This is a genomic window from Streptomyces sp. Ag109_O5-10 (assembly GCF_900105755.1).
Lineage (GTDB): Bacteria > Actinomycetota > Actinomycetes > Streptomycetales > Streptomycetaceae > Streptomyces.
Window position 1 is genome coordinate 843,239 of record NZ_FNTQ01000001.1, and the last position, 25,178, is coordinate 868,416.

A 25,178-nucleotide genomic window follows, 5' to 3' on the forward strand; every position below is an offset into this window, starting at 1 on the left:
TCTCCGATCGAAAGGGGGGCGTGGGGTCACAGGAGGCCGTGGCGGGGCGGCCGGGTGCCGTTGAGGACGTACCGGCCGATGTGCTGGATCTTCCAGCGGGCCGGATCGTGCAGGGTGTGGGTCCGGGCGTCCCGCCAGTGCCGGTGCAGATTGAGGGAGTCGAGGGCCGAGCGGGTGCCGGACACCTCGAAGAGCGCCCCGGCGACGATCACGGCCGTCTCGGCCGCCTGCACCTTCGCGGCGGCCACGGCGACGGACGCCTCGGCGGCCGACGCGTCGGTGAGGTCGGCGCCGGCCGCGTCGACCGCGCGGGCGGCCTCCCGCAGCAGGGCCTCGGACGCCCGCGTCCTGACGGCGAGTTCACCGAACCGCTGGATCAGCAGCGGGTCCTCGGCGGCGGACTCGACCCCGCTCTCGAACCAGGGACGGCTCTTGGTCCGTACGAACTCCACGGCCTCGGCCAGCGCTCCCCCGGCGAGCCCCACGTCGATGGCGGCGTGCAGCAACTGGGCGACGGCGCCATGGAGTTGGGGCCCCTGGAAGGTGAGGTGGTGGGGCAGCACGCGGTCGGCGGGTACGGCCACCCCGTCCAGCCGGACGGTCCCGCTGGCGGTCGTGCGCTGCCCCATGCCGTCCCAGTCGTCGACGACGGTGAGGCCGGGCGCGTCCCGGGGGACGTACGCCACGTGCAGGTTGCCGTCCTCGGCGCGGGCGAGGACGGGGATCCAGTGGGCGAAGAGGGCGCCGGTGGAGTAGTGCTTGACCCCCGTCAGCAGCAGGGTGCCGTCGCCCTGGCGCTCCAGGCGGGTGCGGATGTCCTGGACGTGTTTGGTGCCGGCCTCGGACTGGGCGTTGCCGAAGCGGCTGCCGGCGAGCAGCTCGGCGAAGAAGAACTTCCGCTGGTCCTCGGTGCCCTGACGCCGGATCACGTTGACGTACACGAAGTGGCTCTGCGGGATCTGGGCGAGGCTGCCGTCGGCCGAGCCGAGGAGCCGGAAGATCTCCGCGAGGGTCAGGGCGTCGACGTCGGCGCCGCCGTACTCGGCGGGCACCGTGACACCCAGCAGACCGGAGGCCGACAGACGCGCCAGCTCGGTTCGGGGCAGCCTGCGTGCGGCGTCCCGTTCGGCGGCCCCGGCCCGGAACTCGTCGGCCAGGGCCGCCGCCACGGCGAGGGCCTCGGCGGCATCCGCGATGACGTGGGCGGCCATCGGGTCAGCTCGCCGCGGCGAGGACGGGGGTGCGGCCGGGGAGCGCGGCCGAGAACCGGTCGACGACCGGGGCGAGCGCCTCGATGGCGGCCGGTGCCAGGACCAGGGTGCCGTCCTCCCCCACGGAGATGTCCTTGTCGAGGGTGAACCAGCCCTGGACTATGTGGGCGGCGCCCATGGAGCTGAGGACCGGGCGCAGCGCGTAGTCGATGGCGAGGACGTGTGCGACGGAGCCGCCGGTGGCCAGCGGCAGCACGGTCTTGCCGGTGAGCGCGTACTGCGGGAGCAGGTCGAGCAGGGCCTTGAGGACTCCGGAGTACGAGGCCTTGTAGACGGGGGTGCCGACCACCACCCCGTCGGCGCGGGCGAACAGCCCGGTCGCCTCGACGATCGCCGGGTGCCGGAAGTCGGCGCCGAGCAGGGCCTCGGCGGGGATGGTGCGGACGTCGAGCGGGATCACCTCGTGGCCCTGGGCGGTCAGCCGCTGGTCCAGGTGGCGCAGCAGGCGGCCGGTGCGGGAGGAGGCGGAGGGACTGCCGGAGACGGACAGGACGGTGGCCATGGGGCTGCCTCTTTCGTGGCTTCGCGGGGCGGGAGGGTCAGGCGCGGGACCGGGCGGACCTAGGCTCCGGGTCGGGGAGCTGCGCCTCCAGTTCGCGGACCAGCGGCAGCACCCGCCTCCCGAAGTACTGGACCTCCTCGTGGTAGTGCAGGAAGCCGAGCAGGAGGAGGTCGACGCCGAGCTTCCGGTAGGCGACGATCCGTTCCGCGATCTGTTCCGGGGTGCCGATCAGGCCGGTGCGGAAGCCGTCGTTGTACTGGACGAGGTCCTCGAAGGTGGAGTCCTGCCACATGCCCTTGCCGTCGGCGGCGGACCGGCCGGCCTGCCTGACGGCGGCACCGAAGCCCTCGACGGCCTCGCTGTCCGCCTTGGCGATGATCTCGCGGAGGGTGTCGCGAGCCTCGGCCTCGGTGTCGCGGGCGATGAGGAAGCCGTTGAGGCCGAACTTCGGTGGCGTACGCCCCGCTTCTGCGGCGGACTTGCGGACGTCGGCGAGTTGCTCGACGACCCCGTCGAAGTCCTTGCCGTTGGAGAAGTACCAGTCGGAGACGCGGCCCGCCATGGCGCGGGCCGCGGTGGAGTTGCCGCCCTGGAAGATCTCGGGGTGCGGGCGCTCGGGCGTGTTGAGCGGCTTGGGCTTGAGGGAGAAGTCCCGCAACCGGTAGAAGTCACCGGCGAGTTCGGTGTGGTCCTCGGTCCAGATCTGGCGCAGCGCCCGGATGAACTCCTCGGCGCGGCGGTAGCGTTCGTCGTGCTCCAGCCAGGGCTCGCCGAGCGCGGTGAACTCGCCCTTGAACCAGCCGGAGACGACGTTCACGGCGAACCGGCCGTTCGAGAGGTGGTCGGCGGTGGCGCCGAGCTTGGCGAGGACACCGGGGTGCCACAGACCGGGGTGGACGGCGGCGATCACCTTGAGGCGCTGGGTGGCGAGCAGCAGCGCGAGGCTGAAGCTGGTCGACTCGTGCTGGAACTCGGCGCCGTAGCTGGCCATGTAGCGGACCTGGCTGAGCGCGTAATCGAAGCCGTTGTTCTCGGCGAGGACGGCGAGTTCGCGGTTGTAGTCGTATCCCCAGTCGGTGCGCTGCTCGATCCTGCTGGTGACGAGTCCTCCGCTGACGTTGGGGACCCAGTAGGCGAATTTCACGGGCGCGGCGGGCATGCGGAACTCCTGTTGCGGGTCTTCGGGGACGCGAGAATTCACGGGTCCGGCGCGGCTACGGCACGGTGAATTCAGGCGGGAAAAGGAGAGGGTGAAGAGGGCGCGGCGGATCTTGCCGGGGTGGTGATCAGGCCGCGGCGCAACAGGAGGCGCTGGAGACGCGCGCGAGGTCGACGTGGCGTCGCCGCGTGAGGTCCAGTCGCATCTTCATGCCGTCGATGGTCGCAGTCGGTGTCGAGGACCGTCAAGGAAAACCCGACCGTTCTCGCATCGCGGACCATTGAATTTCACGAACGTGTGACAGGGAAACCCTTGAACGCGCCCGGAATGGCGACGCATTCTGCCGGGGTGCGGACCGAACAGCTGGAATACATAGCGGCCGTGACCCGGCTCGGCTCGCTGCGCCGGGCGGCCGACGAACTGCGCCTGTCGCAGCCCGCGTTGAGCGAGACCGTGCGGAACCTGGAGCGGGAGCTGGGCATCGACCTGCTGGAGCGCAAGCGGACCGGGGCGACGATGAGCGCGGCGGGGCAGGAGCTGATGCCGCACATCGTCCAGGTGCTGGAGGCGGTGGACCGGCTGCGGGTGGCGGCGGGCGAGCAGCACCGGATCAGCCGGATGGTGCGGGTCGGCACGGTCAACACGGCGACCGTGCCGCTGCTCGTCCCGGTGCTGCGGGACTTCCGGGCCACCCATCCGGTCACCCAGGTCGAGGTGGTGGGCGCCCAGCAGACGGAGATCCACCGGGGGCTCGCCGAGGGCGGTTTCGACCTGGGGCTGGTGAACCATCTCGACGGCGACGACGTGCCGGCGGGTTTCGAGGCCACCGAACTGCTGCGCGGGCGGCCGGTGGTGTGCGTACGGCCGGACAGTCCGCTCGCCGGGCGGGCCGAGGTGTCGGCCGACGACCTGCTCACGGTGCCGTTGATCGCCATGCGCACCGGGTATGTGATGCACCGCTACGTGCACCGGCTGCTGGCGGACCGCACGCCCGTCTTCTCGTACTCGACGGACGGGGCCGAGATGGGCAAGCTGATGGTCGCGGAGGGGCTGGGCGCGACGGTGCTGCCGGACTTCAGCGTGGTCGGGGACCCGCTGGAGCGCGGCGGGACGATCGTGTGCCGGCCGCTGGCCGGGGACGCCACCGAGGTCGTGCTGATGCTCCAGCGCCGGCGGGCCGAGTCGGTATCGCAGGCCGCCCGGGACCTGTACGAGGCGTTCGTGCGGCGGGCGGCGGAGCTGGGCGCGGACGTTCGCTGAGCGCTCCGCCGGAAGGGCCCCGATGTGCCGTCAGTCGGCCGCGGCGCCGTCGTGGCTGGTCGCACGGTTCCCCGCGCCCCTTGGGGGGCGCTGCTCAACGGCAGCCAGGTGGTTCCGCAGCGCCGTGCTGATCTCCTCCGCCGCGGCGAGCTGGTCCGGTGTGAGGGCGGCCACGAACAGCTCCCGTACGGCGCGCAGATGCGGCAGGGACGCGTCGCGGAACGCCTCCGCGCCCTCCGGCGTGAGGACCACGTCGGCGCCCCGGCTGTCGGTGACGCACTCCTCGCGCCGGATCAGCCCGCGCCGCTCCATGCGGCCGATCTGGTGCGAGAGGCGGCTGCGTTCCCAGCCGACGCGGGCCGAGAGGTCGGAGGAGCGCAGCCGCCGCCCGTCCGCCTCGCGCAGGGCGAGGAGCACGGCGTAGTCGCCGGGCGACAGGGAGCTCTCGCGCTGCAGCCGGGACGCGAGCCCGGCGCGCAACGTCTCCGTCGTCTCGATGAAGTCCCGCCAGATCCGCAGCTCCTCGGCGGTGGGGAGTTCCTTCCGTCGTGCTGTCATCGTGCCGCCGCCCCTCTTGTTGACATGTCAATCATACGGGAGCAATGATTGATGCGTCAACTAATCGAAGGAGTCCCGTCATGCCCGACCCAGTCCCCGAGTCCGACCTCGCCCTCGGTCTCGACTCCTTCGGCGACGTGCCGCAGGACGACTCGGGAAACCTGGTGTCCGGCGCGCGGGCCATCAGGCAGGTCGTCGACGAGGCCGTGCTCGCGGAGGAGACCGGTGTCCGGTGTCTCCCAGGACGCCGGAGGGAGCCCGGTCGTCACCAGCGCCATGATGGCGCTCAGTAATTCCCTGGAGGTGAGAATTTCTTCGGCCCTTTTCATGCCTTTCCCGGATCCCAAGAACATCAGCCTTTTCGTCGGCACGCCTGCCCGGAGAAATCTACTCGCCCGGCACGGCCCGGCGCCTCACCCCCTCTTCACGAGGTCGGGGCAGGTCCGGGAGACCACGCAAAGGACCATTAGCGCGATTAACAGCCCATCACCTGTCCTATTTTATGCAGATCACCCGACGGTGCCCTCGCACATGCACGTGCTGCCGCGACACTCGGACACCCTGCATGGCGAGGCAGTAATGCCGCAGGAGGAACCGAACCAGCAGGACCTTGCATTATTCCAGCCACTCGAAAGGAGAAGTCGATGCGTACCTCAACACAGTGAGGGCCGGAGGGTGATGGCCGCCGGCCCCGCCTGGTCCTCGCGGACGCGGACGCCGCGCTGCGGGGACACGAAGATCTCGCAGTCGGGCTTCGTGTGGACGGGCCGGACGGACGGCCCCTCCCACCGGGCCCGGGCCACGAAATCCTCGTCCTCCGGCAATACGGTGAACAGACTGCTGAAGACCTTGACGGCCATTTCGGTGGACGGAAGAACGGACACGCTCCCCCTTCGCTCTTCGCTCGCTCCTCCTGCACGAAAGCGCCCGTGAAAGAACGTCAGGCGCCGTCCCGGCCGGCTTCCACCACGGCAGCACAAGACCGCAGGGAGGCGGAAAGGACACGGAAAGAAGGCCCGGAAACCGTCCGGCGGAAACCAGGCGGGCAGGAGAACGCGCTCACGGAGACCCGGGCGACCGGATCCAGCCCAGCGACCGTTCGACGGCCCGCTGCCAGTTGTCGTACTCCGCCTCCCGGTGGCCGGGGTCCATTCCCGGCAGCCACCTGGCGGCCGGGTGCCAGTTGCGGCGCAGGACCTCCAGGTCCGGCCAGTAGCCCGCGGCGAGCCCGGCGGCGTAGCCCGCCCCCAGGGAGACCGTCTCGGAGACCATGGGCCGTACGACGGGCACGTCGAGCACGTCGGCGACGAACTGCATGAGCAGGTTGTCCGCCGTCATGCCCCCGTCCACCTTCAGCTCCTTCAGCGTCACCGAGGAGTCGGCGTTCATGGCGTCCACGACCTCGCGCGTCTGCCAGCCCGTGGCCTCCAGGACGGCCCGGGCCAGGTGCCCGCTGGTGATGTAGGAGGTGAGGCCGACGATGACGCCCCGCGCGTCGCTGCGCCAGCGCGGGGCGAACAGGCCGGAGAAGGCGGGGACGATGTAGCAGCCGCCGTTGTCCTTGACGGTCCGGGCGAGTGTCTCGATCTCCGGCGCGCTGTTGATCAGCCCCAGCCGGTCACGGAACCACTGGACCAGCGCGCCGGTGACGGCTATCGACCCTTCCAGCGCGTAGACGGGCTGCCGGTCCCCGATCTTGTAGGCGACCGTCGTGAGCAGCCCGTGCCGGGACCGCACGACATCGGTGCCGGTGTTGAGCAGCAGAAAGCTGCCCGTTCCGTACGTGCACTTGGCCTCGCCCGGGGAGAAGCACGTCTGGCCGAAGAGCGCCGCCTGCTGGTCGCCGAGCGCGGCGGTGATGGGAACGCCGGGGAGCTGCGCGCGGGCCTCGCCGTAGGTCTCCGCGGAGGACCTGATCTCCGGCAGCATCGGGCGGGGGACCCCGAAGAAGGCCAGGAGTTCCTCGTCCCAGGTGAGCGTGTGGATGTTCATCAGCATGGTGCGGCTGGCGTTGGTGGCGTCGGTCATGTGCAGACCGCCGTCGGCACCGCCGGTGAGGTTCCAGATCAGCCAGCTCTCCATCGTGCCGAACAGCACCTCACCATCCCTGGCGCGCTGTTCCAGGCCTTTGACGTGGTCGAACAGCCAGCGGATGCGCAGCGCGGAGAAGTAGGTGGAGGGCGGCAGACCGCACCGGTCGAGGAAGAACTCCTCGCCGGGCCGGACCCTGAGTTCCTCGACCAGCGGCGCGGTGCGGGTGTCCTGCCAGACGAGTGCCCGGCCCAGCGGGGTACCGGTGCGGCGGTCCCAGAGCACGGTCGTCTCGCGCTGGTTGGCCAGGCCGATGGCGGCGACCTGGCTCGCGTCGACGGCCGTACCCGCGCCCGTGAGGACCTCGGTCATCACCCGCCGCAAGTTGTGCCAGATCTCGACGGCGTCGTGCTCGACCCAGCCCGGCCGGGGGAAGTGCTGCTGGTGCTCCCGCTGCGCGACCGACACCAGCCGCCCGCCCCGGTCGAACAGGATGCATCGCGTGGAATTGGTGCCCTGATCGATGGACATCACATAACGCTCCACCATGATCGGGTCTGCCTTCCGATGGGTCGTGGGGTGGGGGCGGGGGTGCGGAGGGAGTTACCAGCGGGCGGCTCCCAGGTCCCGGGAGATCGCTCTCGCGGCCTCCCGGATCAGCGTGAGCAGGCTGGGCCGGGGCCGGCCCTGGCTGTCGCAGATCCGCTCGACGGGGCCGGACAGCCCGATGGCGCCCACGACAAGGCCGCCGTGCCCCCGGATCGGCACGGCGAGCCCCGCCTCGCCCATGCTCATCTCCTGCACCTCGGCGGCCCAGCCCGCTTCCCGGACCTCGGCGAGCGCCCGGGTGAGCTGCTCCTGGGTGACCAGGGTGTGCCGGGTGTACGCGTCCAGCCCCGATTCCACGGCGGAGTCGACGGTCGCGGTGCCGTAGGCCAGCAGCACCTTGCCCAGGGAGGAGGCGTGCAGGGGCAGCAGCGCGCCCACGTCCAGGGTCTGGAGGGTGTCGTCCGGCCGGAACACGTGGTGGACGACCAGGACCCTGCCCTCCAGGGGGGTGCCCAGGCGCACCGCCTCACCGCTGCGGGCTGCCAGGGCGTCGGCCCAGTTGATGGACCGGGACCGCAGCTCGTTGACGTCGAGATAGCTCGTGCCCAGATGCAGCAGGGCGGCCCCCAGCTGGTACTTGCCGGTCGTCGCGTCCTGCTCCACGAAGTCGACGTGCTGGAGCGTGCGCAGGATGCCGTGGGCGGTGCCCTTGGCCAGCCCGAGGGAGGCCGCCACCTCTCCGAGTCCGAGCCGGCGGGGCCCGCCGGCGAGCAGACGCAGGATCGCGGCCGCCCGTTCGATCGACTGGACCGGACCGGTCATGAACCGAGCTTATTACCGTCCGGGAGCGTCTGCCGTGCGTACAGAGGGCCCTCGCGGCACCGCAGCAGGGGCCGCGTTCGGTAATGCCGACCCACGTTCATTGACCGACCCGGCGCGGCTCTTTAGCGTGCTGAGAGGCCTGGCAACGCACCGAGGTGCGTGACGTGGGGCCTGTGGCACTGACCCATGGAGACACGAGATGGCGGTACAGCTCAACACGCGGGTGCGGGGGGCAAGCGAATACGTCTGCCCGATGGCGCCCGTCGCCGGTGCCGTTCCGGACGTGCGCCGCCGGGCCGGCGCGGTTCTGGCCGCCTGGAAGGTGTCCCCGGACGTCATCGAGGACGCGCTGCTGGTGGTGTCGGAACTGCTGACCAACGCGATCGTCCACGCACTGCCCCCGGCGGTGCTGCGGCTGTCCTGGACGCGCGACGCCGGTCTCGGCACGCTGCGCGTCGAGGTCACCGACTCGGGTCCCGCGCGTACGGCGGGAGAGCCGCCCGAGGGGATAGACCCCGACGAGCACGGCCGGGGCGAGGAGATCGTCCACGCCCTGGCGACCCGTTACGGCATCCACACCCACCCGGGCGCAGTCACCCGATGGGCCGACCTCGTCGCGGTGTGAGCGCCCCGGAGGCGCGCGGGGAACTGCGCGACCGACCACGACGGCGTCGCCGGCGACGGACGACTCGCACCCCCTGCCGTCAGCGGCCGGCCCCCGACGAGAACGCGCCGGCGAACCGCCTTCCCCCGTCCGCGTCAAACGCGACGGGCCGGGTGCGTGACGCCACCGGGACGGACTCGTGGTCGCCACGCCCCTCCGGTCCCCGGACGGCCGCCGCACCCTTTTCCTCGTCCTCCGACGCGGACGGAACCGGTTCCGTCCCGTCCTGCATGCGCAGCAGGAGCAGCGCCGCGTCGTCGTGCAGCCGTCCGCCCACGTGCGCGAGCAGTTCGTCGTGGACCGCGGAGAGGATGTGCTCCGGGTCGCCGGACACGTGGCGGGCCACCCGCTCGGCCAGCGGATAGAACTCGCGAGCCGGGTCGCGGGCCTCGATGACCCCGTCGGTGTAGAGCAGCAGCTGGTCGCCCTCGGCGAAGGGCAGGATCTCCAGGCAGGGCGGCTCGTCGACGAGCACGCGCAGGCCGAGCGGCGGAGCCGGGCGGGTGGCCTCGACCGCGGTGACGCCCCCCGAAGCGGTGATCAGCAGGGGCGACGCGTGTCCGCAGTTGACCACTTCGAGCTGGCCGGCCCGCGGGTGTCCCACGACGATCGCGGTGACGAAGTCGTCGGGGCCGAGGTTGCGCGCCAGGCTCCGCTCGATCCTGCCGACGACGGCGAGGAGATCGGGCTCGTCGTATGCGGCCTCGCGGAAGACACCGAGGACGAGCGCGGCGACCTCCACGGCCGGCAGCCCCTTGCCGCGTACGTCGCCGACGATCAGCCGCACCCCGTGCGGGGTCTGCACCAGGGCGTAGAGATCACCGCCGATGCGGGCCTCCGCCGCCGCCGCGCTGTAGCGGACCGCCACCCGGAACGGGCCGACGGTCTTCGGGATGGGCTTGAGGACGGCGTGCTGGGCGGCCTCCGCGACCGAGCGGACGGCGGCGAGCACCCGTTCCCGGCGGCCGCGCAGCGCGCTGGCCAGAGCACTGGCCAGGGTGACGGCCACGAGCGCGGAGAGCACGGCCGCCAGCTCGCGCCCCGAACCCGCCTCCCGGGACCCCAGGGTCGCGCCCAGCGCCACGGCCAGGACTCCGACGCACAGGACGCCCCGGTGTCCGTTGGTGCTGGCGGCAAGTGCCGGTCCGGCCGCCAGCAGGGGCAGCCAGAACATCCCCGACCCGCCGACGACGTCGACGAGCGCGATGCCCAGGACGATCAGAACCGGTGCCACGGGCATTCCGGCGGCCAGCTGGGAGAAGGCACGCCTGGTGACCGGCGTCCCAGGACCGGTCCCCGTTTTCCTGAGCGGCCGGAACGGCCAGTGGTTGCCACCATGGTCTCGCGCCTGCCTCATGTCTCTGCCCGTAATCCTCACCCACGTGGCCGTTAAGACCGACTTATCCGTTTCATCCAGGAAAGAGGTTCGGTCAGCGAGCCACAAGGAGTGGGATTTCAGATAGTGAGCGAGAGGCCCCGGGTGACGCGGGCCGCGGTCGGGAGCAGCCGGGCCCGGACCTCCTGCAGGCGGGAGAGCCGTTCCGCCGGGAGGGAGACGCCGAGCGAGCCGAGGACGTCGCCGCGGTAGACGGGCACGGCGACGCACACCGTGCCCAGCGCGTACTCCTCGAGGTCGGTGACGGCTGGTGCCATGGGGGAGGCGTCGATGTTGCGGATCAGCTCCGGGAGGGTGGTGATGGTCCGCGGCGTCAGGTCGGCGAGGTCGTGCCGGGAGAGGTACTCGCGGCGGGCCTCCTCGTCCAGTTCGCGCAGCACGGACTTGCCCAGCGCGGTGGCGTGCCCGGCGTCCTCGAACCCCACCCAGAGGTCGGCCCGGGGGGTGCGGGGGCCGTCGACGATCTCGGCCACGCTGATCTCGCCTTCCTCGTAGAACGTGAGGTAGGTGGCGGTGCCCAGCTCGTCACGGAGCGCGGCCAGTGCCGGCCGGACCCGGCTGAGCAGCGCCTGGCACTGCCCCGTGGTGTGCAGCGTGCCCAGCTTGTCGCCGAGGACGAAGCCGCCGTCGGCCAGTTTCCGCAGGTAGCCGTCGTGGACCATCGTGCGCAACAGGTGATAGGCGGTGGCCAGCGGCAGGCCCGTCTCCCGGGCCAGCTGCTTCGCGGGCGCGCCGTTCTCGTGCGCGCTCACCGACTCCAGCAGACGGAAGGCTCGCTGCACCGACGTGATGAGCGTGGGCTCGTGAACGCTCATGCCACCAGCGTGCCCCCGTCTCCCCGGGCAGGCAAGGCACAGGGCTCGCGGCTCAGCGCCCCCGCGTGCCGAGCGGGACGTGGGGATCGCCGATCACGCGGTCGACGATGTGCGTGGCGGCGCCGCGGGCCACGGCGGCTGAACCCGGGCGGAGACGGCGTACTGGCCCGTCCCCGGGGTCGGGGACGCGAGCAGCCGGGCCGCGAGCGCGGTGCGGGCGGGGGCCGTGATCCTGGAGGAGTTCGGCCACGAGTGTCAGTCGACGTCAATCACGATCTTGCCTTGGGCGGTGCCGCTCTCCACGGCCGCGTGGGCGTCGGCGACGGTGGCGAGTGTGAAGCGCCGCGGATCGAGCAAGGGCCTGAGTGCCCCCGCGTCGGCGAGGGCGGCCGCCTCGCGCATGATCTCTCCGTGGTGCTCTCGCCCACGGCCGGTCAGCAGGGGCAGCAGGGTGAAGACGCCGGAGTACGTGGCCGCGCGGAAGGAGAGTGGCGCGATGCTGTGGGTGCCCCAGCCCAGTGCGCTCAGGACGTGGCCGGTGTAGGTGCGTACCGCCGTGAAGGACGCGTCGAGCACGGGACCGCCGACGGTGTCGAAGACGACGTCGAAGCCCTCTCCCCCGGTGTACTTGGCGACGTACTCGTCCACGTCCGTGGTGGTGTGGTCGATCGGCGTCGCCCCCAGGCTCCTGACGACCTCCAGCCGCGCGGGCGAGGCGGTGGCGAAGACCTCGGCGCCGCGGGCCCGGGCGATCTGAACGGCCACGTGGCCGATTCCGCCGGCACCGCCGTGGACGAGGACCTTCTGCCCCTGGTGGACCTGTGCCCGGTCGACCAGGCCCTCCCAGGCCGTGATGACGACCAGAGGCAGGGCGGCGGCCTCGCGCACGGTGAGCGAGCCCGGCTTGCGGGCGAGCAGGCGGGCGTCGACGGAGGCGTACTCGGCGAGCGATCCCTGCAGGTCACCGACGCCACCGGTCATGCCGTAGACCTCGTCGCCGGGTGCGAGGTCCGTGACGCCCGCGCCGACTTCCTCGACCACGCCGGCAAGGTCCAGGCCGAGCACGGCGGGCAGCGTGCGTCGGGCGTGAGGGGCCCGGCCGGCCCGGATCTTGGTGTCCAGCGGGTTGACGCCGCTGGCCCGTACCCTGACCAGCACCTGGCCGGGGCCGGCGGTGGGCTTCTCGATCTCACTCAGGATCAGCGGGGTGCCGAACTCCTGCAGAACCACTGCGCGCATGAGTGCGCCTCTTTCCTGTCTCGGGTGCGTCTGCACGCGATCACACGTGACCGGCGACCAGCAGGCGCGCCGCGGATTTCGCCTCGTCCACGACCGTGCGGTCCTGGAGCAGACGCCCGGCGGCCAGGGCGCCGTCCACCAGGAGTCCGATGTGCCGGGCCAGCGTCTCGGGGGCACCGGCGCCGGCCTTCCCGCTCAGCTCGGTCAGCCATGCCTGACGGCGTCGCGTGTGCTGCACGGTGATGGCCCGGGCCTCCGAGTCCAGGTCGGCCTCGACCGCCGCACTCACGAACGGGCATCCGAAGAAGCCGTGCCGGTCGAAGGCGTCCGTCAGCGCGTCGAACATCCCGACGAGCTGCTCACGAGGGTCGTCCCCCGCGCGTGCGGCGGCGCCCTGCAGCTGGGCCAGCCAGGATTCGTCCGTCCGTCGCAGGTAGGCCGCGACCAGCTCGTCCTTGGTGCGGAAGTGCACGTACAGCGTCGATTTCGCGACGCCCGACGCCGCGATGACCTGTTCTATCCCGACGCCGCGCAGCCCGTTCGCGTAGAACAGCTCGGCCGCCGCAGCGAGGATCCTCTCCTCGGACTTCGTCTTCCTGACCTGCGTCACCATGACCCCACCTCCTTAATCAAACAGACTAGTACGTTCGATTAAGCGACGCAAGGACATGGCCCGCGTGACCACCCGAGCCCGCCTCAAGGGAAGTGCCTGCGTGGCGGACGACCGCGGCGAACGAGTTCCCGGCGGCGGCGTTTCGCGACGTCATGGCGGTAGCAGGTGGAGGGACAGGCCGGTCTCCGCGACGAAACCGTCGAGGACGACGGGCCTGAAGGCACGTGAGTCGGTTGCGCGTCAGCGTCTCCAGCGCATCGACGGTGAGCGCGGCCAGTCGGCCAGGCCGCGTTCGGCGTGGGACGACACGAGGCTGCCTGGGCCACACGCAAGGTGAAAGGTCGCCCGGGACGTCCATGCCGTCACCCAGTCATGCTCACCCGAGTGGCCCGCCGGAGGTACTCCCGGTCCGTCAGGTGATCGTCCGTGTCCTGCCTCCTGGACCCGGCGTGCCCGGCAGCGCGGACACCTGAGCCCGGCCGGCCGCAACCATTTCCGCGTCTCGCGGGTCAAACCTGTGAAGCACGGCGGGCCGGGACCCTCCCGGCGCGCGGGGGAAGGTTTCCGGCGGATGGCGAGACGATCACGGGTACGCGCGGTCGCGACGGCGGCGGCGGGCGCGGTGGCGCTGCTGGCGGGGGTGTTCGGCACGGGTCCGGCCCGCGCCGACGCGGACGCCGCACAGAGGATGACGGTCCAGTTCGCCGAGCACGAGCTCTTCATCGGCACGGAGCCGCCGAGCGTGGACCTGTCCTACCGGTGGAAGGTGGCCGGCGGGGGCACGGCGCACCACGTCCACCTGACCGTCGACCTGTCCGGAGTGGCCGACTTCGCCGAGCCGGCACCGTCGGAGCACTGCAAGGGCAACCTCTGCACGCTGGACCTGGCGTCCGCCACCTCGGACTTCCACGCCATCACGCTGGTGCCGAAGCCCGGTGCGGTCGTCGGCAGCAGCGGCACCGTGACCGTCTCCGGCACGGCGTCGGACGCCACCGTCACCGGCGACCGCCTCACCCTGACCAACGGCGCGACGCAGCTGAAGGTGAGCGCGTCCGCCGAGCAGCTGCACCAGGTGCCGGGCGACACGCTGACCTTTCCGCTCCACGTGTGGAACAACGGCCAACTCCCGGCGGCCAAGGGGGTGGAGCTGCGGATCGACACCACCGCCGGGCTGCACCTCCAGGGCTCCTGGGCCAACTGCCGCGACGTGCCGGCGAGCGACCGCGGGGGGCACGTCGTGCGGGAGACCCTGTGCGACTTCCCCACCCCGGTGGAGCCCGGCCGGCAGTACGCGTTGTCGTCGCCGCTGTCCGTCAAGGTCGGCGACGAGGCCCTGCGTGACAAGATCTTCTACGAGTTCACCCCGCTGACGAGTGCCGCCCCGGCGAACGGCCCCGGGGCCCCACTGACCCTGGTCCCGAAGGGCGTGATGCCGTCCGACGGGAACATCGACCCGTACTTCACCACCTACGTCAACAGCGTCAACCACGCCGACTTCGCCGTCACCGGGGACACCGTCAGCGGGCGGCGCGGCGGTCACGCCACGCTGCACGCCACGGTGGTCGACCGGGGGCCGGCGGTGGTGCAGGACCTCCTCGACGACGACGCCTTCCTCCCGGTCCTCGTCAAGCTGCCGCCGGGCACGAAGGCCACGAGGATCCCGGACAACTGCCAGCCGCCGCCCACGGACGACGGGTCGGACCCCGGCCCCCGGATGGGCCGGTCCTCCTACCAGTGCTACTTCGGCGACCCCGCCCCGGGGGACAGACACGTCCTGTCGTTCACCGTCGCCATCGGCCCCCGTACCCCGGCCGTCTCCGCGGGCCAGGTCCGCACGCTGGAGGTCATGAAGGGGCTCGACCCCGACGCCTCCAACGACAGCGCGGCGCTGACCCTGCGGCTGGCGCAGGGCGGCCCCGCGGCCGGAACGTCCGGCTCCGTTTCGGGCGGCCCTTCCGCAGGGTCCGGGCTGCTGGCCGACACCGGATTCGGCGGCGGCTGGATCGCCTGGGCGGCCGGCGCGCTGCTGCTGGCCGGTGGCACGGCCGTAGCGCTCTCCCGGCGTCCCCGCGGTGGGAACTGACACGTCGTCCGGGTGTCAGAACCAGTGCAGGGCGCATTGCCCGTCTGCTACGGAGGGCCGGCGGCGGTGTGTACCACCGCCGGCCGGCTGGAAGCGGTGAACTACGACTACGCCCTGCGGCTCCTCAAGGCAGCCCCTCAAGCGCACCGAACCGCACATCGACGGCCGCAAGGTCCACGACGTGAAGCCGCCGAAGGGCTTCGCCCCGGCCAAGGCCGGCCCCGGCGACGGCTTCCTGGAGGCGATCTACGTCGGCGCACCGCTCAAGCACCGCGAACTGCCGACCAAGATCAGCACGGGCGACACGGTCGTCGGCGACGACGTCACCTTCCCGGCCGAGCGCGTGGTCGATCACCACGTGTTCGCGCCGTCCGCGCCCCAGCTCTGCGACGACGACGGCATCCCACGCACCGTCCGGCTACCCGTCGTCCGGCTTCGGGCCGCCCACGCCGTCCTACCCCGCTTTCGACCTCACCCCGAAGAGCTGAGCGGCCAGGGGCCACGCCGGCACGCGCGCCGACGCGAAGCCGTCGCGGCCCTTGGTGCCCACCGTCCGCAGCGGCGTGCCGGTCAACTTCGGGTGGCTGCCGCCTGCTCGCGGCGCAACTGAGCCATGGCGCAAGAGCGACATGGGCTACCCCTTGAACGACGGCGGGGGAGGCCAGAGGATCCAGTGATCTTTTCGCTCTTCGCCGCGTCTCAGGAGTCTTCTTTGCCCAAGGTTCCCATCCCCCGGCCCGGGCCGATCGCCCTCGCCGTGGCGGCCGCGCTCGCACTCGGCGTCATACCGGCGACCGCCGCTGTGTCCGCGTACTCCGCCGGTGAGGTGTCGCACAACGACGCCGGACACACGATCCCCGGCGGTATCGGCACGCACACCGTCACCCTGATCACGGGTGACAAGGTCACCATCGGGACCGCCGCCGACGGCACCGTCGTGCGCTCCTTCCAGGCCGCGAGCGGAGCCACCACCGGCTTCCACCGCGTTGTCGTGGACGGCGCCACCTATGTCTACCCCGACGCCGCCCTGCCGTACGTGAGCGCCGGCAAACTCGACAGGCAGCTCTTCAACGTGACGCGGCTGATCGCCGAGGGCTATGACGACGCGCACAGCTCCCGGCTGCCGCTGATCGTGCGCTACACCGGGGCCGCCGCCAAGGCCCGCACCCGGACGAAGGTGGCCGGCTCGGCCGACGTCCGCCGCCTGGACAGCATCCAGGGCGCGGCCCTCGCCCAGAACCACAAGCAGGCACCGGAGTTCTGGTCCTCGCTCACCGGCGGTTCCGGCGCGGCGGCCCGGTCCGCGAAGCCGTCCTTCGCGGGCGGCGTCGCCCACGTGTGGCTCGACGGCAAGGTAAAGGCCGACCTGGCCGACTCCACCGCCCAGATCGGCGCGCAGAAGGTATGGGCGGAGGGCGACACCGGCCAGGGCGTGAAGGTCGCGATGCTCGACAGCGGCGCGGACACCGAACACCCGGACCTGGTCGGGCAGGTGTCCGACAGCGCCAGCTTCGTCCCCGACGAGGACGACATCGCCGACTACAACGGCCACGGCACGCACGTCGCCTCGACCATCGTCGGCACGGGCAGTGCCTCCGACGGCAAGGAGCGGGGTGTCGCCTCCGGCGCCCGGCTGGCCGTCGGCAAGGTGCTCAACTCCGAGGGCAGCGGTCAGGAGTCCTGGATCATCGCGGGCATGGAGTGGGCCGCCCGCGACCAGAAGGCCAGGATCATCAGCATGAGTCTGGGCGGCGACGGTGACAAGACCGACCCGATGAGCCAGGCCGTCGACGAACTCAGCCACGAGACGGGCGCGTTGTTCGTGATCGCGGCGGGCAACGGCGGCCCGCACTCCATCAGCAGCCCCGGTGCCGCGGACTCCGCGCTGACCGTCGGCGCCGTCGACTCCACCGACACGCTCGCCGACTTCTCCAGCCAGGGCCCGCGTGACGGCGACGGCGGGCTGAAGCCGGAGATCACCGCGCCCGGCGTCGACATCGTCGCGGCGCGCTCGCACTACAAGCGCGGCTCCGGTTACTACACCACGATGAGCGGCACGTCGATGGCGACGCCGCACGTCGCCGGTGCCGCCGCGCTCCTCGCCTCCGAGCACCCCGACTGGACGGGCACCCAGCTCAAGGAAGCTCTGGTCAGCAGCGCCAAGGCAACCCCGGCGTACACCCCGTACCAGGCGGGCGCCGGCCGGCTCGACGCGCTGGCGGCCGTGCACGCCACGGTCTTCGCGACCACGACCGCCTACTCGGGCTTCCACACGTGGCCCCCGAAGCCCGGGGAGACCGACGTCCAGACGGTGACGTACACCAACGTCGGCGACGCCCCGGTCAGCCTCGGCCTGGCGGTCAACGGCACCGTCCCGGCCGGGTTGTTCAGCCTCTCCGAGGACCATGTCACCGTGCCCGCGCACGGCACCGCCGCGGTCACGCTGACCGCGGCTCTGGACAAGCTGGCGGGCGACCAGTCGGTCAGTGCCATGATCACCGGTACGGACGGCGCCGGGACGGTCCGCGCCAGGACCCTGATCGGCGCGGCCCGCGAGGGCCAGCGGCAGAATCTGACCGTGGTCGCCAAGGACCGTTCGGGCAAGCCGCTGGCGGGCCGGGTCGTCCTGACCGCCGAGCACCTCTTCACGGTGCTGGACCTCGACGCGTCCGGCACCGGCACGGCACGGCTGCCCGTCGGCAGCTACAGCGGCTGGCTCACCGGTGACGTGCAGGGCGCCGAAGGCCCGCACTCGCGCGGCATGGTGCTGCTCGCCTTCAACGACGTGAAGCTGGACCAGGACCGTACCGTCACCCTGGACGGCCGCCAGGCACGCCGGATCCTGGCGCGCGTGCCGCAGCAGACCACCGCCGTCGCGCCGCGCCTGGATGCCCACCGGTCCTTCAGCGACAGCCTGGTGGAGACGTCGATGCTGCCGGACCCGTCGTACGACAGCATCTGGGCGCTCCCGACCGGCAAGAAGGTCACCGACGGCGAGTTCGAGACCGGCGCCCGCTTCCGCCTCGAACAGCCTGCGCTGACCCTGAGCACGAAGTCGACCACCTACAACGACCCGCTGGTCAAGCGCGCTGCCACGCCGCTGCCCGCCGGTACCCGGAACCTGACGGCGGTCTTCGCCGGTGACGGCACGGCCGAGGAGCTCGCGCGGCAGAACGTGCGCGGCAAGGCCGTCGTGGTGCGCGGCGCCGGCACGGCAGGGATCAAGGCCCAGGCGGAGGCCGCCGCGGCCGCCGGCGCCCGGCTGCTGCTGGTCGTCAACGACGGCGTCGGCCGGCTGCAGCCCTGGGACGAGAACCCCTGGAGTCCGGAGAGCCCGGCCCCGGTGACGGTGGCGACGCTCAACGCCGACCAGGGCGCCGACCTGCTCGGCCGGCTTCGGCACGGCGCGGTCTCGCTGAAGGTCACCTCGCACCCCACGACCGACTACGTCTACGACGTCGTGCACCACTGGACGGGCGCCGTTCCGGCGGACCCGACCTGGCGTGAGGAGTCCAAGGACCTCGGCCGGGTGAACGTGTCCTTCCGGAACTACCGGCAGGGCAAGGCGATGGAGTTCCGCCCGGACGTCTGGCGCGGCTGGGCCGTCGGCAACCAGCTCACCGCGCCCGCCCAGGGCGAGCGCACCGACTGGGTCACCGCCGGCACCACGTGGCTGGACGACGCCTTCATCCAGGGCGAGACCGGGCAGCACTCGATCGAGCCGCTGACCTACCCGGCGCGCAAGACCGGCAAGGTCAGCTGGTTCGGCCCGATCCAGCGGCCCCGCATGGGACCGGTCAACTACCAGCCGGTGCGCTACCTCGACACCATGTACATCACCGCGCCCGGCTGGGGTGACTCGGGATCCGGCCACGTCGGCGAGGCCGGCGCGAACTTCGACGTCAAGGACTGGATGTCGCTCTACCAGGGCGACCAGCAGCTCGACTGGGGCAACGCCGAGTACCTGCAGGTTCCCGGCCTCGGCGCCGAGCCGCTGCCCTACCGGCTGGTCGTCGACAACGACCGCGGCACCTGGGCCGACCCGTACTCGACGCACACGCTGACCGAGTGGGACTTCACCTCCGCGGTCACGGGCAGCGACGCGGCGGCGTCCCTGCCGCTCATCCAGCTCGACTATGGCGTGGACACCGACAAGTCCGGCCGTGCCGACCGGCACGCCGGTCTGACGGTGAGTGCCTCGCACCTGCCGGGCACCACGGCCGCCATCGGGAAGCCGACCGTCGAGGTGTCGTACGACGACGGTGCGACCTGGCAGCGGACCGACCTCAGCCGGTGCGACGACGGGTGGCGCACCAGCCTGCGCGCGCCGCGGTCCGCCGACTTCGTCACCCTCCGGGTCGGCGCCCGGGACAGCGCGGGCAACACCGTCTCGCAGACGATCACCCGGGCCTTCGGCCTGCGCTGACGTCACCCCCGGGAGACCACCCGGGACAGCACCGCGTGGGCGGGACCGCAGCCGGCGGCCCCGCCCACGCGGCGTTCCCAGGTGCCGGAGGATCCATGAGGACACCTCGTCGCGGAACGGCAGGCGAGTGCTCGTGGACCGCCTGTGGCCCCGCATGATCCACGGCACCCACCTCATCCTCTACAGCCAGGACGCGGCGGCCGACCGCGCCTTCATCCGCGACGTCGTCGCCTTCCCGGCTGTCGACGCGGGCGGCGGGTGGCTGATCTTCGAGCCGCCCCGCGGCAGAGATCGCCGTACACCCCGCCGAGGACGCCCCCCAGCACGAGTTCTGTCCGATGTGTCGGTCAGCGAGCAGCGCTGGGACAGGCTGACGGCGGTGCGTCCGCCCAGTGGCGCCGAACCGCCGCCGTACGCACCTCGCCACCCGATGACCCACAGTCTGTGGTACTCGAGCGGCCCCGCCCGGGGTCCGCCGGATGGCGACGGCACCTCCCCGTCACGGTGAACCAGATCGCCGGCGACAACCGACGCGGTGCCTGGTCACAGGGCCCGGCGGAATCATCCGCCGGGCCGAACGCGTTCCCCCGTGGAAACCGGGGCGGAGGCGGCCCGGATCTGAGAGAGGTGGCGACATGCTGGAGACGGTGGGCCTGACGGCCGACGAGAGTGAGGTGTACCGCCTTCTGGTCGCCACCGGGACTGCGTCCGCTCAGGACATATCCGGCCGCTCGGACCTCGACGTCGTGACCGCGCGGCTGCTGCTGCGCGCGCTGGAGCACAAGGGCCTGGCGTCGGCGGCCGAGGACAGTCCCGAATGGTTCACGGTCGTGCCGCCGCAGGTGGCCCTCATGCCCCGGCTCCAACGCCACTTCGACGCCCTGGAACAGACCCGGGCCGCCGTCTACGAACTGGCGGAGACACACCGCCGCAGCGTATGGGCCCGGAGCACGTGCGAGGCCGTCGAGATCATCACCGGCGCGGCGGCGCTGCGCCAGCATCTGCGCCAGCTCCAGCACGGCACCGACCGCGAGATGATGTGGTTCGTGAAGGCCCAGTACGTGGCCATGTCGCCGGAGAGCAACCAGGAGGAGTTCGACGCGCTGGACCGGGGCGTGCTCTACCGGGCCCTGTACGAGCAGGCGTACTTCGACTACCCCGACGCGGTGGACTGCGTCGTCAAGGGCGTGCGCGCGGGAGAGGTCGCCCGGGCGGTGCCTCTGCTGCCGCTGCGGATGGCGATCGCCGACCGCTCGGTGGCCATCCTGCCGCTGGCCGCCTCGGGCACATCCCGCAATCCCCGGGAACTGCGGGCCGCGGTGGTGCGGGAGAGCAGCCTGCTGGACGCGCTCATCGCCCTGTTCGAACACCACTGGGAGGTCGGTGCCCCGCTCCGGGTGACGGAGGAGGGCCAGATCGGCGGCGCCGGCACCACGGATACCGCCTCGCCGGTCGGGGAGGACCGGCACCTGCTCTCCCTGATGGTCGCCGGCATGACGGACGAGGCGATTGCCGGACAGCTGCGGGTCAGCAAGCGCACCGTCCAGCGGCGCATCCAGGGCCTGATGAGCCTGGCGGGCGTCGTGACCCGTATGCAGCTGGGCTGGCACGCGGCCCGCCGCGACTGGCTCTGAGTACGGCGGACGCCGCACCGCACACGAACAGGGCCCACCGGATGTGTCCGGCGGGCCCTGTCCTCGACCGTCCGGCCGCTGCGGCCGGGCTGCACTGCTCGCGGAAGCGTTGCTCGAGGAAGCGGCTGCTCCGCGAAGGCGGCTACTTGAGCAGGTAGCCCTTGATGACGGTCTCCTTGAAGGAGTTGCCCGCCGCGTCCTCGACGTAGACGCGCAGGCTGACCGAGCCGCCCGCGGCGCTGCGCGGGTGCTCCACGGTCACGGTGCGCTCCATGCCGGAGCCCTTGATCCGCACCGACTGCCAGGTCTTCCCCTCGTCGAAGGAGACCTCGGTGGTGAAGACCCGGACGGGCGAGGCCGGGGCGCCGGCCGTCCGCTGGATCAGGACCGGGATGTCGAGCCTGCGGCCGGCCTCGGCCCGGTTCCACTCGTCCAGCTTCGGCGACATACGGACCGCGTACAGCGGCAGCGCCTGCCGGGTCGTCGTGGTCTGCGACCGGAACCGCCATTCCGCCCGGACACTCGTGGAGACGGAGCTGGGAGCCAGGTCACGGTTGTGCTCGACCGTCAGACGGTAGTCGGCGGGGGTGGCGTCGGCCGGGACGTCGCTCATGCTCCAGTCCTGGGAGACCAGCTCGCCGTTGCGTCGCAGCTCCACCTTGGGCAGCCCGGCCGTGGTGTCGGCCACCAGGTCGAGGTTGCCGTTGGCGGCCGACTGGAAGGGCCGGTACATCGTGTCACCCTCGCGGAAGGCGGCCATCTGGTCCGAGAGACCCACGGCCTGGATCCCGCCGTTCCAGCGCTCCTCGACCTGGGAGCCGGCCTTGTAGCCGTGCAGGTCGCTCAGGTAGCTCTGCCCGTGCGCGTTCGGGTCGAGGAAGCTGTTCTGGTCGAAGGCTGTCTGCCAGCGCAGGCCGTCGGCCGCCGAGAAGTAGTCGACGCGTCGCGTCGGGACCGGGACCCCCTCCATCGCCCGTCCGCTGAAGCGGACGTTGTCGACGTACGTCCACACGATGCGCGTGGCCGTGGTGCCGGGCGCGGTCGCGGCGAACGTGGTGTTCACCCGGGCCAGCTCCGACTTGCGGGGGTGATAGGCGGGGTCCGCCGGGATCGCGCCGTGCACCGGTCGCGTGAGGTAGTAGACCGAGGACGGATTCCCGTCGGGGCCGGCCGGGTCGCCCCAGACACTGCTGACGAGGTAGGTGAACTTCGATTCCTTGTCCCGGGCCGTCGGCAGCGCGTACACGCCGTCGATGTGGTCCGTGCCGATCGCGTTGTACATGGTGACCGAGAGGAGCTGGTCGGCCATGCTGATCGTGCCGATCTCGGCCGACATGATGCGCGCGGAGCTGCTCGGTGCCGACACCGTGACGGGCTTCGCCTTCCGGGCGTCGATGGTCACCTGCCGGTCGGCGGTCATCACGACCTTCGGCACACCGACGATGGTGCTCTCGGTGAAGGCGGCGTCGAAGTAGAAGCCGCTCACCGAGTAGGTGTCCTTCGGCAGTCGCACCACCGTGCTGCTCTTGCCGAGCGCCTCGACGTCGTACGCCTTGCCGTCGGCCGAGTTGACCAGCAGGTAGGCGTTGTCGGGGGCGGCGCCCGTGCGGCTCTTCATGTCGATGCGCAGGTCGTAGGAGGGCTGCTCGACGTCCATGCCGAACGGGACGCGCACCGAGACCTGGCCGTCCGCCGAGGTCGCGCTCACCACGCCGCTGTAGGCGGCGTACGTGGTCGTGGCCTCCGGCGTCGCGGTGAGGGTGACGTCCGCTGTTCCGTGCGCGGGCACGGTGACCGAGTCGGCGCTGAGCCGGAACACGCCGGCCGGTGCCGGCACGTCCTTCTTGCCGCTGCTCGGGTTGTCCTTCAGCTGGAGGGTGACCGGGGCGGCGCCGGGGTTGCGGTAGGTGATGGTCTTGGTCACCGGCGGCCGCTTGCCGTCCGTCCAGCGGATCTGCCCGAAGTCCAGTGCGGTGGTGTCGGCGGTGACGTCCTGGTCGACCGCCCGGGCGACGTCGACGCGTCCGGCGCCCTGGAAGTAGGCGCCGTGCTCCTTGGCGCCGGTCGCCGACTGCATCAGCTGGCGCTTGACCTGCTCGGCCGTCCAGTCGGGGTGCTGCTGGAACAGGATGGCGGCGGCTCCGGTCACGTGGGGCGTGGCCATGGAGGTGCCGCTCATCGCGACGTAGCCGTCGTCGGCGGTGGTGCCGCCTGCCTGTGCGGCGACGACGTTGAGGCCGGGGGCGATGATGTCCGGCTTGAGGCCGGAGTCGCCCACCCGCGGGCCGACCGAGCTGAAGCCGGCGAGGTCGTCGTTCTCGTCGGCCGCGCCGACGGCGAGCGCCCGGTCGTCGGAGGCGGGTGAGGAGACCTTGTCGGGACCGCTGTTGCCGGCCGCGGCCACGACCAGCGTGCCGTAGTCGCGGGACACGGTGTCGACCATGGCCTCGACGGCGTCGGTCTCCGGCGTGTCCGTGTCGCCCAGGCTGAGGTTGATCACCCTGGCGCCGTGCTGGGCGGCCCAGGCCAGGCCCTCGACGATGTTCGCGTTGTCGCAGTTGCCGTCCGCGGTGCACACCTTGCCGGACAGGATCTGGACGCCGGGTGCCACACCCTTGTACTTGCCGTCCGAGGCCGCACCGGAACCGGCGACCGTGGAGGTCACGTGGGTGCCGTGGCCGTTCAGGTCGTCGGTGTTCGGCTCGGTGGTGAAGTTCGCGGACTCGGTGACGACGCCCTTGAGGTCCGGGTGATGGGGGTCGTACCCGGTGTCGAGGACGGCGACCTTCACGCCGGTGCCGGTGTAGCCCTCCTCCCAGGCGTGCGGGGCGCCGATGCGCGGCACCGTGCTGTCGAGCTGGATCCTGGAGTGGCCGTCCAGCCAGACCCGGCGCACACCCGCGCCGAAGGACGTGGCGCCCGCCCGGCCGAGGGCGATGCCCTTCCAGAACCCGGCGGCGTCCGCGCGGTGTTCGCCGAGGGTCGCGAAGGGGGTCCCGCCGATGGGGCGGACGGCGTCGGCACCGGCGGCGGTGAGCTGTCGCCGGGCGGTGCCCGCGTCGCCGGCGTACTCGACGATCAGCGGCAGGCTCGACCGCTGCGCGTACTTGCCCCGGACCAGGGCGGAGACGTTGAACAGCGCCTTGTCGAGGCGGCCCGTCGCGAGCAGCGGGAGCGTGTCGGCGGGTATGACGGTCCAGTCGCGACCGGTCTGGCGCTTGATGAACGCCACTCGTTCGCGGCCCTTGGCGGGCTCGACCGACACACTCTGCTTGCCCGAGCTGTCCGTCTCCAGCGTGACGCGGTCGCCGGTGATCAGTGTGAGCTGATGCCGGGAGATGATCGGCGACCGGGCCGCTCCGGCCTGCGCGGCGGCTTCCGTTCGCCCGGTGCCCGGGCCGAGGTCCTGAGCGGCGCCGGGGGCGGCGGTCAGTCCGGCCACGAGCGCCACGAGGGCGGCGGCTGCCACCGTATGCCGAGGGCGGGGAGGGCGGATCCCCCGGCGCCACCTGTTGTTCATGTCTCTCATGGGAGGACAGCGTGGTGCCGTCAAGTGCCGAGGTCAGCATTTTGCCCTGTCCACCAGGCGTCAAGTCACCTTTACGCCAACCCCTATACCCCACAAAGAGGGCAAAAGCGTCCAGGTTGGCGGCTCATGGACGAACAGAGCGAGCCGATCCCCGGGTGATGTCGAGCCGGCCGCGGGAGATCACGCACAGCCTTTCCTCACCGGCTCGACCACAAACCCTTCGGCTGCGCCCGGCGGAGCTCCGGCGGCCGCCGCGGTTGCCGCAGTCACGGCGGGCCGGCAGATCAGACACGACCCGCAGCGGGGTTAGTAGCAGGTCAGCGCGGCGATGCAGACGCGCCTGCCGGAGGGGCCGCGGGCCCGCACCACGGGGTACGTCCTCGCTGCGACCACGTTCGCGCGTGCGGCGACATCATGGAAAAACCGGCCTCGTCCTCGAAGACGAGCCATGCTCCACCCTCCGGGCAGCCGTCCGGCGAACCGCGGCCGCCCGCCGGCCCGAGCGACAACCTACGGTGGCGCATCCGGCGCCAAGGGAGGCAGTACGTGATCGACGTCGCCCCCGGAGTCGACGTCGGCACACCGCCAGGACCGTTCACGACGCCAGGTGTGGCTGGTTGATGAGAT

21 protein-coding genes are annotated in these 25,178 nt (G+C 71.7%); 8 read left to right on the forward strand and 13 right to left on the reverse strand.

The features are described from left to right. Positions 1–26 precede the first annotated feature (26 nt). The 4 genes from BLW82_RS03985 to BLW82_RS46175 all read right to left on the reverse strand — a co-directional run bounded on the left by BLW82_RS03985 (position 27) and on the right by BLW82_RS46175 (position 3,143). Positions 27–1,211 carry an SfnB family sulfur acquisition oxidoreductase gene (locus BLW82_RS03985; protein ID WP_093497490.1) on the reverse strand — a complete coding sequence of 395 codons (1,185 nt, stop codon included), beginning with the start codon at positions 1,209–1,211 and terminating at the stop codon, positions 27–29. A 4-nt stretch (positions 1,212–1,215) separates the two neighbouring features. After that, positions 1,216–1,773: an NADPH-dependent FMN reductase gene (gene ssuE / locus BLW82_RS03990; RefSeq protein WP_093497491.1), complete on the reverse strand. Its 558-nt coding sequence runs from the start codon at positions 1,771–1,773 to the stop codon at positions 1,216–1,218. A 37-nt stretch (positions 1,774–1,810) separates the two neighbouring features. Next, the gene (gene sfnG, locus BLW82_RS03995) at positions 1,811–2,932 is read right to left on the reverse strand and encodes a dimethylsulfone monooxygenase SfnG (RefSeq protein WP_093497492.1); all 1,122 of its coding nucleotides are present in this window, start codon (positions 2,930–2,932) and stop codon (positions 1,811–1,813) included. 127 nt (positions 2,933–3,059) lie between these two features. After that, positions 3,060–3,143 (reverse strand): putative leader peptide, encoded by an 84-nt coding sequence (locus BLW82_RS46175; protein ID WP_350760414.1) that lies wholly within the window; start codon positions 3,141–3,143, stop codon positions 3,060–3,062. A 137-nt stretch (positions 3,144–3,280) separates the two neighbouring features. Here BLW82_RS46175 and BLW82_RS04005 point away from each other — a divergent pair, with 137 nt between their 5' ends. Beyond that, a complete protein-coding gene (locus tag BLW82_RS04005; RefSeq protein WP_177233258.1) occupies positions 3,281–4,192 on the forward strand; it encodes a LysR family transcriptional regulator in 912 nt (303 codons plus the stop codon). Positions 4,193–4,222: 30 nt separating this feature from the next. Here the strand turns inward: BLW82_RS04005 and BLW82_RS04010 are convergent, their stop codons facing one another. Further along, positions 4,223–4,750: a MarR family winged helix-turn-helix transcriptional regulator gene (locus BLW82_RS04010; RefSeq protein WP_093497494.1), complete on the reverse strand. Its 528-nt coding sequence runs from the start codon at positions 4,748–4,750 to the stop codon at positions 4,223–4,225. An 80-nt stretch (positions 4,751–4,830) separates the two neighbouring features. Here BLW82_RS04010 and BLW82_RS04015 point away from each other — a divergent pair, with 80 nt between their 5' ends. Beyond that, positions 4,831–5,043, forward strand: coding sequence for a hypothetical protein (locus tag BLW82_RS04015; protein ID WP_093497495.1), 213 nt, complete (start codon positions 4,831–4,833; stop codon positions 5,041–5,043). A 360-nt stretch (positions 5,044–5,403) separates the two neighbouring features. On the opposite strand, the gene BLW82_RS04020 is transcribed toward BLW82_RS04015, so the two are convergent. From BLW82_RS04020 to BLW82_RS04030, 3 genes are all read right to left on the reverse strand, one after another. Beyond that, a complete protein-coding gene (locus tag BLW82_RS04020; RefSeq protein WP_093497496.1) occupies positions 5,404–5,634 on the reverse strand; it encodes a hypothetical protein in 231 nt (76 codons plus the stop codon). Between the two features lie 175 nt (positions 5,635–5,809). After that, complete coding sequence (gene glpK / locus BLW82_RS04025; RefSeq protein WP_093497497.1) at positions 5,810–7,330, reverse strand: glycerol kinase GlpK; 1,521 nt, start codon at positions 7,328–7,330, stop codon at positions 5,810–5,812. A gap of 54 nt (positions 7,331–7,384) precedes the next feature. Then, positions 7,385–8,152 (reverse strand): IclR family transcriptional regulator, encoded by a 768-nt coding sequence (locus BLW82_RS04030; RefSeq protein ID WP_093497498.1) that lies wholly within the window; start codon positions 8,150–8,152, stop codon positions 7,385–7,387. A gap of 199 nt (positions 8,153–8,351) precedes the next feature. Here BLW82_RS04030 and BLW82_RS04035 point away from each other — a divergent pair, with 199 nt between their 5' ends. Beyond that, on the forward strand, positions 8,352–8,777 hold the full coding sequence (locus tag BLW82_RS04035; protein WP_093497499.1) for an ATP-binding protein: 426 nt from the start codon (positions 8,352–8,354) through the stop codon (positions 8,775–8,777). A 79-nt stretch (positions 8,778–8,856) separates the two neighbouring features. Here the strand turns inward: BLW82_RS04035 and BLW82_RS04040 are convergent, their stop codons facing one another. The 4 genes from BLW82_RS04040 to BLW82_RS04055 all read right to left on the reverse strand — a co-directional run bounded on the left by BLW82_RS04040 (position 8,857) and on the right by BLW82_RS04055 (position 12,879). Next, positions 8,857–10,173, reverse strand: coding sequence for a PP2C family protein-serine/threonine phosphatase (locus tag BLW82_RS04040; RefSeq protein ID WP_093497500.1), 1,317 nt, complete (start codon positions 10,171–10,173; stop codon positions 8,857–8,859). A gap of 98 nt (positions 10,174–10,271) precedes the next feature. Continuing rightward, a complete protein-coding gene (locus BLW82_RS04045; protein WP_093497501.1) occupies positions 10,272–11,027 on the reverse strand; it encodes an IclR family transcriptional regulator in 756 nt (251 codons plus the stop codon). A 255-nt stretch (positions 11,028–11,282) separates the two neighbouring features. After that, positions 11,283–12,266: a zinc-dependent alcohol dehydrogenase family protein gene (locus BLW82_RS04050; RefSeq protein WP_093497502.1), complete on the reverse strand. Its 984-nt coding sequence runs from the start codon at positions 12,264–12,266 to the stop codon at positions 11,283–11,285. A gap of 40 nt (positions 12,267–12,306) precedes the next feature. Further along, positions 12,307–12,879: a TetR/AcrR family transcriptional regulator gene (locus tag BLW82_RS04055; RefSeq protein ID WP_093497503.1), complete on the reverse strand. Its 573-nt coding sequence runs from the start codon at positions 12,877–12,879 to the stop codon at positions 12,307–12,309. Positions 12,880–13,450: 571 nt separating this feature from the next. Between BLW82_RS04055 and BLW82_RS04060 the strand changes: the two genes are divergently transcribed. The 5 genes from BLW82_RS04060 (at position 13,451) to BLW82_RS04080 (ending at position 21,022) form a co-directional block, all read left to right on the forward strand. Continuing rightward, the gene (locus BLW82_RS04060) at positions 13,451–14,962 is read left to right on the forward strand and encodes a hypothetical protein (RefSeq protein ID WP_093497504.1); all 1,512 of its coding nucleotides are present in this window, start codon (positions 13,451–13,453) and stop codon (positions 14,960–14,962) included. A 181-nt stretch (positions 14,963–15,143) separates the two neighbouring features. Next, positions 15,144–15,572, forward strand: a complete 429-nt coding sequence (locus tag BLW82_RS44220; RefSeq protein ID WP_093497505.1) for a hypothetical protein — start codon at positions 15,144–15,146, stop codon at positions 15,570–15,572. Positions 15,573–15,674: 102 nt separating this feature from the next. Further along, positions 15,675–19,388: a S8 family serine peptidase gene (locus tag BLW82_RS04070; protein ID WP_177232826.1), complete on the forward strand. Its 3,714-nt coding sequence runs from the start codon at positions 15,675–15,677 to the stop codon at positions 19,386–19,388. 91 nt (positions 19,389–19,479) lie between these two features. Then, positions 19,480–19,896, forward strand: coding sequence for an extradiol dioxygenase (locus tag BLW82_RS46180; protein ID WP_371131472.1), 417 nt, complete (start codon positions 19,480–19,482; stop codon positions 19,894–19,896). Between the two features lie 127 nt (positions 19,897–20,023). Then, positions 20,024–21,022 (forward strand): helix-turn-helix domain-containing protein, encoded by a 999-nt coding sequence (locus tag BLW82_RS04080; protein ID WP_093497507.1) that lies wholly within the window; start codon positions 20,024–20,026, stop codon positions 21,020–21,022. A 142-nt stretch (positions 21,023–21,164) separates the two neighbouring features. Here BLW82_RS04080 and BLW82_RS04085 read toward each other — a convergent pair whose 3' ends face one another. Continuing rightward, a complete protein-coding gene (locus BLW82_RS04085) occupies positions 21,165–24,491 on the reverse strand; it encodes a S8 family peptidase (protein ID WP_177232827.1) in 3,327 nt (1,108 codons plus the stop codon). Positions 24,492–25,178 lie beyond the last annotated feature (687 nt).